This is a genomic window from Paracoccus salipaludis (genome assembly GCF_002287065.1).
Taxonomy (GTDB): Bacteria; Pseudomonadota; Alphaproteobacteria; order Rhodobacterales; family Rhodobacteraceae; genus Paracoccus; species Paracoccus salipaludis.
In genome coordinates this window covers 1-15,535 of sequence record NZ_NSJZ01000027.1, presented here as the reverse complement: position 1 = coordinate 15,535, position 15,535 = coordinate 1, and the positions used below count along the sequence as shown (strand labels likewise).

The window sequence follows — 15,535 nt, the reverse complement described above, 5'->3', positions numbered from 1 at the left end:
TGGACCAACGGCCAGGTCGAGCGAATGAACCGCACGATCAAGGACGCGACCGTCAAACGCTTCCATTACGACGATCACGACCAGCTCCGCACCCACCTGTCAGACTTCATGGCAGCCTACAACTTCGCCCGCCGGCTCAAGACCCTCGGCGGGCTCACACCGTATGAATACATCTGCAAGATCTGGACATCCGAGCCAGACAGATTCATCCTAAATCCGATCCACCAGATGCCGGGACTGAACACCTAGTGTTCGCCACCTGACGGATAGTTTCCAGTCCGTTGCGGTTCGCCGTTGGTTTAGCGAGTTAAGTTTCGAAAGGCAGCAATGCGGACAAAGCAGCCCCTCAGTCAGATAAGACTGTGCAAGCGATCATGATCAATCTGTGCGGCTGACGGCTTCGCTTTCGCATCTCCTGAGGACCATAGCCGCGTCGTCGAAGGCCGCCCAAGCCCTCTTGGCAAGGCTGCCCCCGACACTGCAGCGCCGCACGCCGAGCGCGGCAAAGGCACGAATATTGTCGTCATAGTCATGGACAACAACATTGACCGGCTTTGGTGCAACTGCTGCGACCAGTTCGACCACCACGCCCTTGTCGCGGATGAACGGAACAAACAGACAATCTGCGCCGGCTCCCGCGTAAGCCACGGCGCGGGCGATGCTTTCGGCGGCCGACATGCCAGGCACGCGGAAGTTTTCGTTTCGGCCAACCAGCATGGCCGTAGGGTCGATGGCGTCGATTGCCGCACGAGCGGCCTGCAGGCGTTCGACCGCCAACCCGGTTTCATACATCAGGCTTCCGGACCAATCCTCGATGGAGATGGCGGCAACGCCTCTTTCAACGGCGAGCGAGACGTTATGCGCCACATCTTCGGGCCGATCCGCAAAGCCGTTCTCGAAATCAGCATTCACCGGCAGGGGGGTGGCCGATACCAGCATCCGCAGATGATCGAGCACTTCATCAAGGCCGAGCTCTCCATCCTCCTTGCCTGCCGCCCAAGCTGCACCGGCACTGGTTGAAGCGATCGCGCGAAATCCGGCCCTGGTAAGGCGAACTGCGCTTCCAGCATCCCAGGCGTTGGGCAGAAGGAAAAACCCGCTGTCATGCACCTTTCGAAAAGCAACGCGTTTTTCTGAAACAGCGAGCTCCGTTGTCATAGCCGACATTCCTCTAGCTTCCGAACTTGCCGCCCGCCCGTGTCGAAGTTGTCAGACGACAGCCACGTCTCGTAGGTTGGTCGCAGGTGCTGCCAGTCTTGGTCGGTCATAGCGAACCAGGCGGTGTCGCGATTGGCGCTCTTGACGACCATGTGCTGACGGAACACGCCCTCGGGGCGAAAACCGAAGCGTAGGGCCGCGCGCTTGGAAGGCGCGTTCATGTCGTTGCACTTCCACTCGAACCGCCGGTAGCCGAGGGCAAAGATATGGTCGGCAAACAGGAACAGCGCCTCGGTCGCCATGCGCGTTTGCTGAAGCGCAGGCCCCCACATGATGTTGCCGATCTCGATGACGCCGTGGGCCTGGTCAATCCGCATCAAGGCCTGTCGGCCTTCAGCACGGCCCGTCTCCTTGTCAATCACAGCAAAGAACAGGGGATCGGTCGAGGCTGATGCGTGCGCCATCCAGGCGTCAAATTCGGCGCGGTTTTGAGGGGCACTTTCGAACAGCCAGCGAAATCGGTCCTCTGCACCCTCGGCTGATGCGGCTTGGTAGAGCGTGTCGGCGTGCTCATGTTCCAATGGCTCCAGCCGCACATAACGCCCCTCCAATGGCGCCCGCGCGGGGCGCGGCCGTGCCGACCAGTCTGCCAGATCCATGACGCTGTGTCCTTCCTCTGTGTTCGGTGCTGGCAGAACAAAACCGCCTGCTGGATGAAGCAATTTTTAGAGAAACTGCAGTTATTTTAGAAGGCTGTTCTTCAGCGTGTGTCGACGCCCGGAGGCAGCTTTGGGCTCGGAGCTGTCACTTGAGCGCTTCGCCCGAGGCTGTCGGCTCCGAGCCCGATGCCCAGCCTCCATCGGGTTATCCTATGTCAGTAGGTGAACACTAGCTGGATACTTCGTCATGCAGCCAATCTTCTATTCCACATAAACGGCGACCTTTCTGCGCGCGTGACGCAAGTCCTGCACGGCTACTCGCCGCGCCTCGACGTGTATTCGATCGACGAGACCTTCGTTGACCTGTCCGGCTTTGGCGACCGCATGGAGGCGCACGCGGCCCGGATGCGGCAGGCGGTGCGGACGCAAGTGGGCATCCCGACCTGCGTTGGCATTGCGCCCACAAAGACCCTCGCCAAGCTGGCGAACCATGCGGCCAAGAAGAACCCGATCTTCGGGGGCGTCTGCAATCTCATGAACCCCCAGGTCCGGGACTATGTGATGAGCCGCATTCCCATCGGGGAGATATGGGGCGTCGGCCCGGCGACCGAGGCCAAGCTGATCGCCCAGGGCGTGAAATCCGCGGCTGCGCTGCGCGACATGCCAATGGCGCTGTCCCGCAAGATCGGCACCGTTGTTCTCGAAAGGCTGGTGGCCGAACTGCGCGGCATCGCCTGCATCGACTTCGAGGATGTGCCGCCGCAGCGCAAGGGCATGGCCGTGACCCGATCCTCGGGCACGCCCATGACGACATTCGACGTGCTGGCGCAGGCCGTCACCGCTCACGCCACCTGCGCGGCCGAGAAGCTGCGTCAGCATGGGCTTGTCGCCGGAACGCTGACCGTCTTTTTCCACACCAACCCGCACAAGCCGGATCGCCCGCAGCATTCCGCTTCGCGAAGCGTGCGGCTGCGGCCCATGTCCAACCACACCTTTGACCTGGTGGATGCCGCCGTCTCCGCCGCGCGCCGAGGCTGGCGCGGCGATCCGTCCGGCAACGGTTGCGGCTACACCAAGGCGGGCGTCATCCTCGACGACCTGCTGGCCGAGGCCGACCGGCCAGCCATGCTGTTCCAGTCTGACCGGCCACGCGATGCGCGCCTGACAGACGCGCTCGATGCACTCAATGATCGCTTCGGCAAGAAGACGGTCGTTCTGGGCCGCGAAGGCTTCGAAGGTGGTTGGGGCCTGCGCGCCGAGCACCGCTCGCCGCGCTACACCACCCGGATCAGCGATCTGCCGACCGTGCAGGTTTAGCGGCAGCGACCGGCGGTTTGCTCAGCTGATCTGGGCAGACGATGCGAGCGGCGCCGGCAGGCCACCCACTCACTCCATGTTCAATTTGGCCTTCAGCGCGTCGATGCGCTTCGAGGCCTCGGCCTTGCTGATGGTTTCGTCATAGGCTTCCGGATCATCCGCCTGCTCGCTCAGCGTCTTGAGATAGGATGCTTGCGCTCCGGTCATCGGATCGTCGCCGCTGACCCAGGTATCAGGATCCTTCTCGGCATTGTCGGTGGGATGGGCCTTGGGATCTTTGTCGGTCATGACGCGCTCGCCTTTGGTGGTGCTTTCTGAAAACCCACCGTGCGGGGCCGGGTTCCGTCAGGCCTTCTGCTGGTGCCAGCCTGGAGCGCCAGCTGACGAAGCTTTCCGCATCGTGTCTTGAACACTGAGGCCGCCAGCCATCCTGAAATGTGGGGGCAGCAGCCTTCAGAGCGCACCATTTCTGTCCGTGTTCAGCCTCTATGCAGCGCCGGTCATCCCTTTTTCCAGCAGCCGGATTGACCGGTTCACCTCCGAAATTTCGCGCTCGCAACGCGAGATCACCGCTGCAATCCACATCGTCAGCGCAAGCCAGGTCGTCGCGTTGATGCCTCCACCACGGCATCTGCGATGTCGGGCGCGTCCCGGCCTGCCGGGACCAGGCTCTAGCTCCAACCGCTCAAGCGGTTTCCACCCGAGCCGCGCTGTGCGCGTCTCGGCCCATGCGGGTAACATGGGGTGACAACGGTTCATCGCCCAGCCTTCATAGATTGGCGCATGTGGACCTGTCGCAATGGAGGGTGGAATGGATCACAAGACGCCTGTCACAACCTTTGTCGGCCTCGATATCTCGCTGGCCGAGACGCATATCTGCATCCTCGATCAGGACGGAACGCGCCTGTACCAGGGCGCCGTTGCCTCGGACCCGGATGCACTTGCCGACACTATCGGCCGCAAGGCTCCAAACTGTGAGCGCATCGGCATGGAGACGGGGGCGACGACGCCATGGCTCTGGCGCGCGTTACGCGCGCGCGGGCTGCCCGTGATCTGCATTGATGCGCGTCACGCGAACCGTGCCCTGTCCATGAGGAAGAACAAGACGGACAAGAACGACGCTCAAGGGTTGGCGGAGTTGATGCGGATTGGCTGGTTCAAAGAGGCGAATGTTCGCAGCCCACAGACCCAGTATGTCCGGTCACTTCTGACCGCCCGATATCAGCTCCGTGTCTCGCGCAAAGACGTGCTCAATCAGATGCGGGGTGTTGTAAAATCTTTCGGCTTGTTTTCTGGCAGCACCGCAACCCGCAGGTTTCCGGCAATGGTTCAGGAGATCATCCAGGATAACCCGCAGTTTGGACCTCTCCTCGCTCCTCTTCTGGCTGTGCATGAAGCGCTGACCCGCCAGATTGCCGTGTATGAGGAAGAGCTCAAGAAGATTGCAGAACGCGATCCAGATGCCCGGCGTATCATGACCGTTCCCGGGATCGGCTATCTCGTGGCGCTGGCTTTCATGACGGCCGTCGATGATCCGGCGAGGTTTTCCTCATCAAACAAGCTTGGGCCCTACCTTGGGCTTGCGCCCCGGGTGCGACAATCTGGAGAGGCCAGCTGGTCTGCTGGGATCGGCCACGCCCCTGACAAGATGATGCGATCATACCTCTACCAGGCCGCGACGGTCGTTCTGACCAAGACCGCCAGTTGGTCGGCTTTGAAGGCGTGGGGTCTCCGCGTCTACAAGCGCAGCGGCTTCAAGCGTGCGGCGGTGGCTGTCGCAAGAAAGCTTGCGATCATCATGCATGCGATCTGGATCAACGGTACCGAATTTGAATTCAGCCAGAAGGGGAAGGCAGCATGACCTGAGCCCTTTCAGCTAACCAGGATCCGCTCCGGCGGATAGTCCCTGCCGGGACGTTGGGAGACCGACCTCGTAGCGATCGTTGCGACAAGATCACGCGGAGTGACAATGAGGCGGTCCCCTACCGAAGCCCATTTTGCGGCGGCAGTTGCCGACCTCGTAAGGAACCATGTGCCCGGTGGAGATGAATGCGATGCAAGCCTACGCAGTTCGTGCGTGGTCTGATGCCGCATGCTTGCTTTGAGAAGTTTGAGCCCTGAGCAGGCGTTCAGACACTGCATCAGCTAGCTTAAGCGACAATTGCCGCGCCTTGTCGGGCAACTTTCGCTACATCGAGACTGAGCGCAAGGTTGCCGTCCTCCAGCGTGTCTAGGTCTATCCATCGGGCTTCTAAGGCATCATCACCGGCAATGGGCTCGCCAGATTTCCAGGAGCAGAGGACTGCCACTAGAACGTAGTGATGACGCAGCACACCGTATTCATCGTAATCGAAGGCATCGACGGCTGTGAAGACACGTTGCGCCGTTGCATTTATCCCGGTTTCTTCCAGAAGTTCACGGATGGCAGCGGTTTCAATGGTTTCCCCGAAGTTTGTTTTACCCCCGGGGAAGCCCCATCGACCAGCGTCCGGTGGGTTCGCACGCCGCACCAGGAGCACATGACCATCCTTGAACACCGTCGCGATTATCGCAACGGTTGGACGTTTCGGAAGTGGACTCATCACCTCTTTGGGCATCATGTCAGACATGCTGGCCTCCTGCTTAAGCCGACGAGAAATAGGTCATCTCCAAGTCGCTATCAGCGAGTTGGGCCAATAATTACTGTATTACCTCATGAAGCATGCGGTCTCGCGCACAGGCAAAACCGCATGGGGTTATATCCGCTCAGGCTTTCTCACTCACCGGCATGTAAAGATCGCCGCCCTCGCGGTATTTCTGCGCCATGGCGGCCATGCCCTCTTTCTGCGCCTCGGCGCGGATGTCGTGAGAAATTCGCATCGAGCAGAATTTCGGCCCACACATCGAGCAGAAATGGGCGACCTTATGCGCCTCTTTCGGCAGGGTTTCGTCGTGGAAGGCCCGCGCCGTCTCGGGGTCCAGTGACAGGTTGAACTGGTCCTCCCAGCGGAACTCGAACCGGGCGCGCGACAGGGCGTCGTCGCGGATCTTTGCCGCCGGATGTCCCTTGGCTAGGTCGGCGGCATGAGCGGCGATCTTGTAGGTGATGACGCCCGTCTTCACGTCATCGCGGTCGGGCAGACCCAGATGCTCCTTGGGCGTGACATAGCAGAGCATCGCTGTGCCGAACCAGCCGATCATCGCCGCGCCGATGCCCGAGGTGATGTGATCATATCCCGGCGCGATGTCGGTGGTCAGCGGCCCGAGGGTATAGAACGGCGCCTCGCCGCAGACGACAAGCTGCTTGTCCATGTTCTCCTTGATCTTGTGCATTGGCACATGACCAGGGCCTTCGATGATGACCTGGCAGTCCTTGCCCCAAGCGATCTTGGTCAGCTCGCCCAAGGTCTCCAGCTCAGCAAATTGCGCCGCGTCATTGGCATCGGCGATGGAGCCGGGGCGAAGCCCGTCGCCGAGGCTGAAGCTGACATCATAGGCACGCATGATGTCACAGATCTCGTCGAAGCGCTCGTAGAGGAAGCTTTCGCGGTGGTGGTGCAGGCACCATTTCGCCATGATTGAGCCGCCGCGCGAAACGATGCCGGTGACGCGATCCACCGTGAGCGGGATCATGTGCAGCCGTACCCCGGCATGGATGGTGAAATAGTCTACCCCCTGCTCGGCCTGTTCGATCAGCGTGTCGCGGAAGACCTCCCATGTCAGGTCTTCGGCGATGCCGCCGACCTTTTCCAACGCCTGGTAGAGCGGCACGGTGCCGATGGGCACAGGCGAATTGCGGATGATCCATTCGCGGATGTTGTGGATGTTGCGGCCCGTGGACAGGTCCATCACCGTATCCGCGCCCCAGCGGGTCGCCCAGACCATCTTCTCGACCTCTTCGGCCATCGAGGAGGTTACCGCCGAATTGCCGATATTGGCGTTGATCTTGACCAGGAAATTGCGACCGATGATCATCGGCTCGGCTTCGGGATGGTTGATATTGGCCGGGATTACCGCCCGTCCGCGCGCCACCTCGTCGCGCACGAATTCGGGGGTGACGAAATCAGGGATGGCGGCGCCGAGGCTTTCGCCGTCGCGCACCATCATTTCTCGAATCGCGGTGCGGCCTAAATTCTCGCGGATCGCGACAAACTCCATTTCAGGTGTGACAATGCCCGCGCGGGCATAGGCAAGCTGGGTGACCGCTTTCCCGTTCCGCGCCCGCAAGGGGCGGTGGCGGATGGGAAACTCGGGTGTTAGCCGGTCGCCTGAGGCAAAACCGTTGTCCTCGGGCTTCACATGCCGCCCCTCGTAGGACTCCACGTCCCCACGCCTCATCGTCCAACCTTCCCTCAGGCGCGGAAGGCCGCGTTCGATCGCGATTTCGGCGGCCGGATCGGTATAGGGACCCGAGGAGTCATAGACCGTCACCGGCGGCTCGCCCGCGCTTGGATGCAAGGCGATCTCGCGCATGGGCACACGGATGTCGGGGTGCAGCACGCCCGGCCTGAACACCTTGACAGAGGCGGGCAGTGGTCCGGTGGTGACCGTCAAGGTTTCTTTAGATGTCATGTCGAGGCTCCTCGCGTCGCAGCATTGGAGACCCAGCACCGACGGGAAGGAATAGAATGCCCCACTGGTCGCATGCGACCGGCAAGGCATCCGCACCGTCCCTACGCCAGCATGAACTGGATCAGGTTCGTAGGGTCACTGCGCTGCCTTGCGGCCCAGCAGTATCTCAGCCCCTTGTCGGGACACCCCTGGTGAGGACGTAAGGATGCGCAGCGGTGCCTCTATTGTCAATCGTCCTGACCAAGCCGACGCTTTGATAATCCAAACAGTTAAAGTTCCCGGTGTCGTGCCATCCTGAAACCTGCAACAGCCCCTATGAGGGTTGGCCACTTGGTATCGTACATGTCAACAATACCGCGTCGTGGCGGGTGGAGGGACTGACTGCTTCGCCCGCTAACCAGCCGTCGCTTTACGGCTGGTCAAATCACACGACGCTAGTGTTTTACGTTGACAGGTCGAACCGTTGTCAAGGAACGATCCCTCGCGCAGGATCCCGGACGCAGTCAGTTATCCAAGGGCCGCTAGAGCGGCCCGGCAGCGGCGAGCCGGACGTGTCCCCGAGGAACGAAGGGAGGCGAGCCGCTGTGGAGAACTGCCTGCCCCTCCCCCCTGATACTGCGGCAACAAGGAAGAAAGATGCTTGAGAAGCCCGCGTGGTTGCGCGGGCTGCGATGATCCTCTGGCCGTTCCGGGAGATCGACGGGCTGTCGCCCGCTCACTCCCGTCCGATGCTCTTTGTGTTTGGGGTCCGCCACGCATCCGTGCCCGAGCCAGTCAAGGGGCAAGCGCCGCCCGGTGCCCGGGCGTCGTCGTCCAGGCGGGCCGTGTCCTCGCCCGCGCAAGCGCGGTCTGCGGGCCGCACCACCCCGCGTTCCCGACCCCGTGACAGTCTCGGCCGCGGCCGCGGGCAGGGCTGCGCCCTCCCCGCTCTGCTCTCCGAAAGGCATGGGCCTTTCGAGACAGCAGAACAGGAAGGCTCGCCCATCGGCGGAACGGGGCAACAGACCCCGCCGCCCCGTTGCAAAGGAGACGCGACATGAGCGTGACCACCGTTGAAACCTTCACCTGCTCCGTCTGCGGCCATCGGTTCGAGGCGGTTGACCTGCCAACTGCGTGCCCCAAGTGCCGCATCCACGGCAGCGCCCGGAACTTCCCGAGCGACAAGACCGCCACCACCGCCCGCCAGAACGACTCCTTCCGCGCGGGCATGATCGTGAGCGGATGCCCCTTCCCCGGCACCGTTGTCGTGACCTCGGGCGTCCGCGACCGGGGCCGCGACTTCGTGACCGGCGCCATCCTCGCCGCTGCCTTCGACACCGAGTTTTTCGAGGACAATGACCCGTGGGGCACCCGCGACTTCGGGACCGTCACCGTGCAGGGCGAAAAGCTCTACTGGAAAATCGACTATTACGACGCCGACCGCGAGTATGGATCCGACGATCCGAGCGATCCGGCCAAGACCCACCGCGTCCTGACCATTCTGTTCCCCTCCGAATACTGACCGGGAAACCCCGCCTCGCCCCCACGAGGGGCGGGGCACCTCCGATCAAGAGCAATCACCGTTGCACATAAGGAATCCCGTCATGTCCAATGTCACCGCCCTGCCCCGTGAAACCCGTAGCATCGAGGCCCCCGCCGTCGAAGGCATCTCGCTGGCTGACCTCTACCTCTCTGATATGAACCCGCGTCAGGAGGCTGACCCCGAGGGCATCTCCCTGCTGGCCGACAGCATCGCCATGATCGGCCTGATCCAGCCCATCGCCGGTTTCCGCGATAAGGCCGGAAAGGTTGGCGTCGTGGCCGGTGGCCGCCGCTGGCGCGCGATCCGGCTGGCGCTTGAGCGCGACCCCGCGCTGGCTGCCGAGCGCCCAGACCTCGCCCTTGTTCCTGTCCGTCTGGCCCCGGATGAAGCCACCGCCCGCGCCTGGGCCGCCGTCGAGAACACCGCCCGCGAGGACCTGCACCCTGCCGACGAAATCCGCGCCTTCGGGCGGATGCGCGAGGGCGGCGCGGACGTGCCGACCATCGCCCGCACCTTTGGCACCACCGAGGCCCATGTGTATCGCCGCCTCGCCCTTGCCGCCCTGCCCGCCCCGGTGCTGGACGCGCTGAAAGCGGGCGAGATCACCCTGGGCGCGGCCAAGGCGTTCACTATCGCCCAAGACGAGGCCTTGGCCCTCACCGTTCTGGACCAGATCAGGGGCCACGAGGTCAGCGAACATCGCATCAAGCAGATGTTGCAGCCCGAGGCGATCAATGGCGGGACCGACCGCCGCGCCCGCTTTGTCGGGATCGACGCCTACCGCGCCGCAGGCGGCAGGGCGACCGCTGACCTCTTTGCCGAGGCGACCCTGCTGCACGACGCCGACCTGCTGGACCGTCTCTTTACCGAGAAACTGGAAGCGGAAGCCGATGCCAAGGAAGCGGAGTGGGCGTGGATCAAGACGCTGGCCGAGGCGTGGGTGCCCTACAAGATGGCCGAGAAGATGGCGCGGCTCTACCGCGTCGAGGGCGACCTGACCGAAGAACAGGCCGAACGCTGCGACGAACTGGCGGAACTCGCCCAAGCCGAGGTTCTGGACGAGGACGGGCAAGCGGAACTCGACGCCTTGCAGGCGATCCTTGATGGCGATTTCACCGACGAGCAGCGCCGCTTCGGTGGCTGGTTCCTGTGCGTGGGGCAAGATGGGCAGATTAGGATGGACGGCCCCTATGTCCGTCCCGAGGACCGCGCTGCGGCCATTGAGGCCGAGGTTCTGACCGGCCACGCCGCCCACCAGATCGAGAACGCCAAGGACGATGCGCCGAAATCGCCCTACAGCGGTGCGCTTGTGGCGGACTTGCAGGCCATGCGGAGCGCCGCCGTGCAGGGCGCGATGCTCGACAAGCCCGAACTGGCGCTTGACCTGCTGGCCTACACCCTCGCCCAGAAATGGGGCGGGCCGCTGGCCGTCCGCACGGACGAAAGCCCGATCACCCCCGCGACGGAAACCGGCTTCGCCCCCGATCCGCGCCTGCTTGGCCGCGAGGATGAGGACGAGGACGCCGCGCCCGAGGCCGATCCGTTCGACGCCTTCCGCGCCAAGGGCAAGAAGCACCGCAACGCCGTGCTGGCCTTGGCGCTGGCCCGCAGCCTTCGCTACAGCGACCACGATCCGATCTTCGCCAAGATCGAGGCCGAAACGAAGGCCAGCCTCCGTCAGGTCTGGACGCCGACCGCCGAGAACTTCTTTGGCCGCGTCAGCGCCGAGTATCTGGACGCGCTGCACTTGGACCTGACCGGCTGCGATCCGCAATGCAACGGCTTCAAGGCGTTCAAGAGCCAGAAGAAGGGCGAGAAGGCCGCAGGAATGGAGCGGCTGTTCACTGACGCCGCCTATCAGTCCGCTTGGAAGATCGACGCCGAGAAGAAGGCGCGGATCGACGCTTGGGTGCCTGACTGCTTCTGACCGGATGAAAGACCGGGGCGGGACAGCCCGCCCCGGTCCAGCCTGAACCTGCCTCGGTCACTTTTCTTGCTTTCGGTTCACCGCAAAGGAGTGCCGCGATCATGCCCGATTTCACCGCCCACCGTCACCCCGTCCTCGCCGTGCGCTGCCCCACCTGCGGCAAGGCCCCCGGCCTGTGGTGCCGCCGCCCGAGCGGCCATAGGGCCGCTGATCTTCACACCGCCCGCCGCGCCGAGGCCGACCGCGTATTCATCGAGCAGCACGGCCCCACCGCAGCGATCATCCATGCCGCATCCGGCTGGCTGATCGACCCGCAAGGCCGCAGCCGAGATTGAGGCCCATCATGCAGCCGTGGAGACGCATCGACTGGACCCTACCCGAATGGACCGCTCAGGCGTGGACGCTGGAACACATTCCGCGCCACAGCCGCCAGATGAACGCCGCCTGCGCCCGGCACATCGAACACTTTCCGCACGAGCTGGTCGTGATCGAGCTGGATGCCGCCACCCTGCTGTCCCTGCGCGCGCTTCTGCATCATTCCCGTCGCTTTGGGCGACCCTATCGCGGCGCGCGCGCGGGGCATTGGACAACCGCCGCGATCATGGACGCCAACAATCAGCTTGCCCGACTTCGCCGCATCGAGGGCCGCAACACGGCCTGACCCCCCTTCCTTCTTGCAACGGAGGATCAACTGGCACCGCCTCGTGCGGGGCCCTTTTTTTTGCGGCAGGGTAGTCCCGACCGGCCACAGACTGCGCCCGTGCCCGGCCGGGACGGTGCGCTTCGCGCGGAGCCGCTACGCGGCAATTCATCTGAGCGATCTATGACGGCATTGCGGACGAAGCCGCCATTCGCCTGCTGCTATTGCGCGCTTCCCATGAACGTCTGGCACGCTTTCGCGAACTCCTTCCGCGCATCAACATGGACCGAGTGGCCGGCATCCAGCAGGGCAAGCGTCGTGTGCGTTCTTTTATCGGCCATCGCCTTCAGGTGTTCTGAATCGCAGACGCGGCTTGCCCGGCCCCCGACGACAAGAGCGGGGCATCGGCTGGCGAGCCAGACGGACCAATGATCGCCATTGGTCGCCCGCTCCGAACGCAGGAACTCATCCGGCTCGAAGTTGAGCCGCCATCCCTCGGGGCAGCGCTGAATGGATTTTTGCAGGTAGGGAGCCAGACGCGGACCCAGCTTGGCCTCAAGTTCTTCACGCAGACGATATGTGCCAGCCCAAGGCGTGACGAAGGGTGCGGAGTCGTCCTCGATCTCGACACCGATGTCCTCGATGACCATGCAGGCCACCCGCTGCGGGTGCTGCGCAGCCATGTGGTAGGCAACGATACCTCCAAAGGAGTGGCCGATTACCGGCATCGGAGCCGTGATCCCAAGGTGATCCAGAAGGGCAAGGGCATCGCTGACATAGGCTAGCAGCGCATGCCGGTCCGTGTGGTCGCTCTCACCGAAGCCACGCTGGTCGAGGGCCACGACCCTCCACATCGGCGCGAGATCAGCCGCAAGATCCTCGAAATCAGAAGCCCCCATCCAGTGCCCGTGCAAGGCAAGCAACGGCTTTCCGTCGCCGCCGCTGTCAAGAAACGAGAAGATGAGGTTATCGTGTTCAAAGCTGCCGCGGCGCATGGGTTCTCCTTTCGTTTCCATACGGTATGAGCGGCCCAAAGGGCTGGGTCAATGACGGCTTCGGGCTCAAAGCGCATGAGGCGTACCCTCCAAGAGCATGGTAACCGCTCTGGCTCCCTGCTGAGTCGTTCCCGTTAGAAGGAACATAGGGTCTGGTGTGCGGGTCAGGATGTGCTATCTTGGGTATTACCTTTTGATACCGAAGGTGGTTCCATGCCTGTCGCTCATCCTGTCGCCGTGAAGCTGAACCCCGAAGTTCACGCCCGGGTTCGGGAGCTTGCCAAAGCACAGCACCGTTCCCCGCACTACCTGATGCGCGAAGCCATCACCCAGTACGTCGAGCGTGAGGAAAAGCGCGAGGCCTTCCGGCAGGAGGCCCTGGCCGCCTGGTCTGCCTATCAAGCTTCTGGCCTGCATGTGACCCATGCCGAAGCGGACGCTTGGTTGGCGCGGCTTGAGGCCGGCCAGGATGTCGAAGCGCCTGAATGCCAAAACTGATCTGGACGCCAGAGGCCCTGCAGGGCGTCCAGCGGTGTTATCGCTTTCTTGCACCCAAGAACCCGGATGCGGCGTCCCGTGCCGTGCGCGCGATCCGCGAAGGAATGAAGATCGTGGCCGCGCATCCGGGCGTCGGGCGCCCGGCCGACAAGATGGACCCGGAGTTCCGGGAATGGCTGATCCCCTTCGGGGACAGCGGCTATGTCGTTCTTTACCGTGTGGACGGCGATCTGGCTGTGGTGCTCGCAGTCAGGCATCAACGTGAAGCCGGGTATTTCTGAACCGGAAGGCGGCTGTGGGGCTACTGTTGGCATCGCACTTGCGGCCATACAGAGTATCCATGCTCACATGGAGGCAGCTTCTTGATGAACATATCAGCCTTCCTTGCCATGCCGGCCTGCATTCTCCTTGCTGCCTGCGTTACGGAGGATGGTCGTCTCCAGCAGGCTTCCACGACAAGCCAGTGCGGGCGGGTTGAAGCCATCTGGGGCAGCACGAGCTACGAACTTCCTCCCGAAGACTTGGGCAACAGTAATGTTGGCCTCTACACGCTGGTCTCGGTCGGTGAAGGACCGGAATATGGACGTTATTCCATGCTCAACTGCAAAACCGCCCAGATTACTCGCGTCGAACAAACCGATGGTCCGGGAGACCTGCGAAAGCGGATCGATGCGCTCCGAAAGACAGGTGCCCTGACAACACCTGCAAACCTTGCAGCGGCAGCCCAGTCAGTGCCGGGACTTGCAGTCATCGAGGGAAAAGTCAGACGCGAGGAAGGGACACGAGCAAGCTGCGCATGTTTCCAGCACTACCCGGAAGATTGGGTGTCCGGCTACCCGCCCAATCCTGATGGTTCCCGGCCAGTTTATGTGCCTCCCGCAGTTCTTCGAGTATCCGACTAACGGAAATGTCACAGGAGTTTCCAGATTGATCTTGCCGCTCATCCGCACGATAGCCGCAGCCGGCCTGCTCGCAGGTTGTGCTGCCCCAGGCCCTGTCGTCACCTCGCTCGGGGGCAACATTACTGCTACAGGTGGTGGCGGTCAGTTCTCGACTGCTCTGGATGCGGCGCAGCGGTATTGCATACCTTACGGGCCGAGCTTCTCGGGTAGTGCAAGTGCGATCCTTGCCGCTGGTGGACAAGAAATCCCCGAGCTCAGTGGCAAACGCGCCTTTGCGGTTCCGAGTGGTGTCAACATCCTTGTCCGCACCAGCGGGCCTGTCCCTCAGTGCACTGTGCAGAGGGCACCGACCGGTCGCCCCGAAGCAATGCTGGCTGTTCTTGGGGCGCAGCCGAACCTGCGGCAGGTGCCGGGAGTGCATGAACAGATCCTCATCGACGGCCGCAGCGTGGCCTTCCCGCACCTATGGGAAGTTCCCGATCGTGGCCTCGTGCTCGTTGTGACACCGGGAATGATCATCACCCAGCGCTATGTCGCTTCCGAGCATCAGCCTGCTCGTAACGGCCAAACCGCGATAGTTCCGATCGACTGAGCCTCTGAAGGTTGAAGGCTCAGTGAGGGAATCTTTGTCGTCGCGTTTTCGCAAAGCCTGCGCTGAGGCTTTGCTTTTGGGAACTGGTCTGCGTAGGGCAGCAATGCTCAAAAGCCGTGAGTCATACCCCGGAAAAGCATTTGCATCCGTGGTTAGGGTGCATGGCAGCTTTGCGGACGAAGCGGCCGCTCGCTGCGGCGACGATCGAGGTCTGATTTGGGGTGGAAAGCTGACTGTCCGCGTTCAGACGACTTGCCTGACAAACGAACGCTAGCCCGGCTTAACTCAGAAGGCGCCGAGCTCGCGACCATAGTCCTTGCCAAGTGGCGCCGTTGCCAACATGACGATTTCGACGCTGCCAGTTCATCCTCAGCAAGTAACGTGTGCAACATCACCATGCCCAACGACCAAACGAGAAACGCGACATACATGGCAACCGCCCCAAAGAACCGTGCCTTGCGCCTGGTCAGGGCGTAGGAGACTAAGAACGCGGCTATAAATGGCACCCAAGTTTGAGTCGCGTGGCTAGGTGTTTGATCCCACGGTTTGATGGTGCGATCCTTTCTCAGGAATGGAAGGAAGCATTATGGGCCAGGTTCGTCACGGAAGCGCCACGACCACGCACGCCGTCAGAGCTGCAATACAACGATCGCAAGCTTCGCTCGCGACGTTGAGCCGGGATCTTGGGATCAACCCGAAGACCGTTGCTAAATGGCGCAAGCGCCAGACGGTCGAGGACCTCAAGACCGGGCCGAGAGAGCCGCGCTCGACGAT

18 protein-coding genes and 1 riboswitch are annotated in these 15,535 nt (G+C 62.4%); of the genes, 12 read left to right on the top strand and 6 right to left on the bottom strand.

Annotated elements, in window-relative coordinates:
* Positions 1-249, top strand: a 249-nt coding sequence (locus CK240_RS16215; protein WP_167650086.1) for an integrase core domain-containing protein, incomplete at its 5' end; no start/stop codon positions are given.
* Between the two features lie 129 nt (positions 250-378).
* Here the strand turns inward: CK240_RS16215 and CK240_RS16210 are convergent.
* On the bottom strand, positions 379-1,158 hold the full coding sequence (locus CK240_RS16210) for an isocitrate lyase/PEP mutase family protein (RefSeq protein WP_095641361.1): 780 nt from the start codon (positions 1,156-1,158) through the stop codon (positions 379-381).
* Positions 1,155-1,817 carry a GNAT family N-acetyltransferase gene (locus CK240_RS16205; RefSeq protein ID WP_095641360.1) on the bottom strand — a complete coding sequence of 221 codons (663 nt, stop codon included), beginning with the start codon at positions 1,815-1,817 and terminating at the stop codon, positions 1,155-1,157. Before CK240_RS16205 ends, CK240_RS16210 begins: the two co-directional genes overlap by 4 nt.
* A gap of 222 nt (positions 1,818-2,039) precedes the next feature.
* Here CK240_RS16205 and CK240_RS16200 point away from each other — a divergent pair, with 222 nt between their 5' ends.
* The gene (locus CK240_RS16200; RefSeq protein ID WP_095641359.1) at positions 2,040-3,134 is read left to right on the top strand and encodes a Y-family DNA polymerase; all 1,095 of its coding nucleotides are present in this window, start codon (positions 2,040-2,042) and stop codon (positions 3,132-3,134) included.
* 69 nt (positions 3,135-3,203) lie between these two features.
* Here CK240_RS16200 and CK240_RS16195 read toward each other — a convergent pair whose 3' ends face one another.
* Positions 3,204-3,422, bottom strand: coding sequence for a DUF3072 domain-containing protein (locus CK240_RS16195; protein ID WP_095641358.1), 219 nt, complete (start codon positions 3,420-3,422; stop codon positions 3,204-3,206).
* Between the two features lie 523 nt (positions 3,423-3,945).
* Here CK240_RS16195 and CK240_RS16190 point away from each other — a divergent pair.
* Positions 3,946-4,995: an IS110 family RNA-guided transposase gene (locus CK240_RS16190; RefSeq protein ID WP_167650085.1), complete on the top strand. Its 1,050-nt coding sequence runs from the start codon at positions 3,946-3,948 to the stop codon at positions 4,993-4,995.
* Positions 4,996-5,284: 289 nt separating this feature from the next.
* Here the strand turns inward: CK240_RS16190 and CK240_RS16185 are convergent, their stop codons facing one another.
* Both CK240_RS16185 and thiC read right to left on the bottom strand, forming a co-directional pair.
* Positions 5,285-5,743 (bottom strand): NUDIX hydrolase, encoded by a 459-nt coding sequence (locus CK240_RS16185; protein WP_095641356.1) that lies wholly within the window; start codon positions 5,741-5,743, stop codon positions 5,285-5,287.
* A gap of 136 nt (positions 5,744-5,879) precedes the next feature.
* Positions 5,880-7,685, bottom strand: coding sequence for a phosphomethylpyrimidine synthase ThiC (thiC, locus tag CK240_RS16180; protein WP_095641355.1), 1,806 nt, complete (start codon positions 7,683-7,685; stop codon positions 5,880-5,882).
* A gap of 80 nt (positions 7,686-7,765) precedes the next feature.
* Positions 7,766-7,885: riboswitch (TPP riboswitch) on the bottom strand.
* A gap of 836 nt (positions 7,886-8,721) precedes the next feature.
* On the opposite strand from thiC, the gene CK240_RS19025 reads away from it, so the two are divergent.
* From CK240_RS19025 to CK240_RS16160, 4 genes are all read left to right on the top strand, one after another.
* Positions 8,722-9,186 carry a DUF3768 domain-containing protein gene (locus CK240_RS19025; RefSeq protein WP_205957882.1) on the top strand — a complete coding sequence of 155 codons (465 nt, stop codon included), beginning with the start codon at positions 8,722-8,724 and terminating at the stop codon, positions 9,184-9,186.
* Between the two features lie 82 nt (positions 9,187-9,268).
* Entirely contained in the window at positions 9,269-11,134 is a 1,866-nt protein-coding gene (locus CK240_RS16170; protein ID WP_095641354.1) for a ParB/RepB/Spo0J family partition protein, read from the top strand.
* 101 nt (positions 11,135-11,235) lie between these two features.
* The gene (locus tag CK240_RS16165) at positions 11,236-11,469 is read left to right on the top strand and encodes a zinc finger domain-containing protein (protein ID WP_095641353.1); all 234 of its coding nucleotides are present in this window, start codon (positions 11,236-11,238) and stop codon (positions 11,467-11,469) included.
* A gap of 8 nt (positions 11,470-11,477) precedes the next feature.
* Complete coding sequence (locus tag CK240_RS16160; protein ID WP_135058871.1) at positions 11,478-11,795, top strand: hypothetical protein; 318 nt, start codon at positions 11,478-11,480, stop codon at positions 11,793-11,795.
* A gap of 200 nt (positions 11,796-11,995) precedes the next feature.
* On the opposite strand, the gene CK240_RS16155 is transcribed toward CK240_RS16160, so the two are convergent.
* Positions 11,996-12,769, bottom strand: coding sequence for an alpha/beta fold hydrolase (locus tag CK240_RS16155; RefSeq protein ID WP_095641351.1), 774 nt, complete (start codon positions 12,767-12,769; stop codon positions 11,996-11,998).
* Between the two features lie 213 nt (positions 12,770-12,982).
* Here CK240_RS16155 and CK240_RS16150 point away from each other — a divergent pair, with 213 nt between their 5' ends.
* The 5 genes from CK240_RS16150 to CK240_RS19300 form a co-directional block, all read left to right on the top strand.
* Entirely contained in the window at positions 12,983-13,267 is a 285-nt protein-coding gene (locus CK240_RS16150; protein ID WP_095641350.1) for a CopG family ribbon-helix-helix protein, read from the top strand.
* Positions 13,255-13,548, top strand: a complete 294-nt coding sequence (locus tag CK240_RS16145; protein WP_095641349.1) for a type II toxin-antitoxin system RelE/ParE family toxin — start codon at positions 13,255-13,257, stop codon at positions 13,546-13,548. The genes CK240_RS16150 and CK240_RS16145 overlap by 13 nt, the downstream gene beginning before the upstream one ends.
* A gap of 84 nt (positions 13,549-13,632) precedes the next feature.
* Positions 13,633-14,169, top strand: coding sequence for a hypothetical protein (locus CK240_RS18360; protein ID WP_135058870.1), 537 nt, complete (start codon positions 13,633-13,635; stop codon positions 14,167-14,169).
* Between the two features lie 25 nt (positions 14,170-14,194).
* Entirely contained in the window at positions 14,195-14,761 is a 567-nt protein-coding gene (locus CK240_RS18355) for a hypothetical protein (protein WP_135058869.1), read from the top strand.
* A 586-nt stretch (positions 14,762-15,347) separates the two neighbouring features.
* Positions 15,348-15,535: transposase (locus CK240_RS19300; protein ID WP_476704011.1), on the top strand; the 188-nt coding region annotated here is incomplete at its 3' end.

Bases quoted from the DNA above. Each gene is read 5' to 3' on its own strand.
- CK240_RS16210 (WP_095641361.1), bottom strand. From the start codon at position 1,158: ATGACAACGGAGCTCGCTGTTTCAGAAAAACGCGTTGCTTTTCGAAAG.
- CK240_RS16205 (WP_095641360.1), bottom strand. From the start codon at position 1,817: ATGGATCTGGCAGACTGGTCGGCACGGCCGCGCCCCGCGCGGGCGCCA.
- CK240_RS16195 (WP_095641358.1), bottom strand. From the start codon at position 3,422: ATGACCGACAAAGATCCCAAGGCCCATCCCACCGACAATGCCGAGAAG.
- CK240_RS16190 (WP_167650085.1), top strand. From the start codon at position 3,946: ATGGATCACAAGACGCCTGTCACAACCTTTGTCGGCCTCGATATCTCG.
- CK240_RS16185 (WP_095641356.1), bottom strand. From the start codon at position 5,743: ATGTCTGACATGATGCCCAAAGAGGTGATGAGTCCACTTCCGAAACGT.
- thiC (WP_095641355.1), bottom strand. From the start codon at position 7,685: ATGACATCTAAAGAAACCTTGACGGTCACCACCGGACCACTGCCCGCC.
- CK240_RS19025 (WP_205957882.1), top strand. From the start codon at position 8,722: ATGAGCGTGACCACCGTTGAAACCTTCACCTGCTCCGTCTGCGGCCAT.
- CK240_RS16170 (WP_095641354.1), top strand. From the start codon at position 9,269: ATGTCCAATGTCACCGCCCTGCCCCGTGAAACCCGTAGCATCGAGGCC.
- CK240_RS16165 (WP_095641353.1), top strand. From the start codon at position 11,236: ATGCCCGATTTCACCGCCCACCGTCACCCCGTCCTCGCCGTGCGCTGC.
- CK240_RS16160 (WP_135058871.1), top strand. From the start codon at position 11,478: ATGCAGCCGTGGAGACGCATCGACTGGACCCTACCCGAATGGACCGCT.
- CK240_RS16155 (WP_095641351.1), bottom strand. From the start codon at position 12,769: ATGCGCCGCGGCAGCTTTGAACACGATAACCTCATCTTCTCGTTTCTT.
- CK240_RS16150 (WP_095641350.1), top strand. From the start codon at position 12,983: ATGCCTGTCGCTCATCCTGTCGCCGTGAAGCTGAACCCCGAAGTTCAC.
- CK240_RS16145 (WP_095641349.1), top strand. From the start codon at position 13,255: ATGCCAAAACTGATCTGGACGCCAGAGGCCCTGCAGGGCGTCCAGCGG.
- CK240_RS18360 (WP_135058870.1), top strand. From the start codon at position 13,633: ATGAACATATCAGCCTTCCTTGCCATGCCGGCCTGCATTCTCCTTGCT.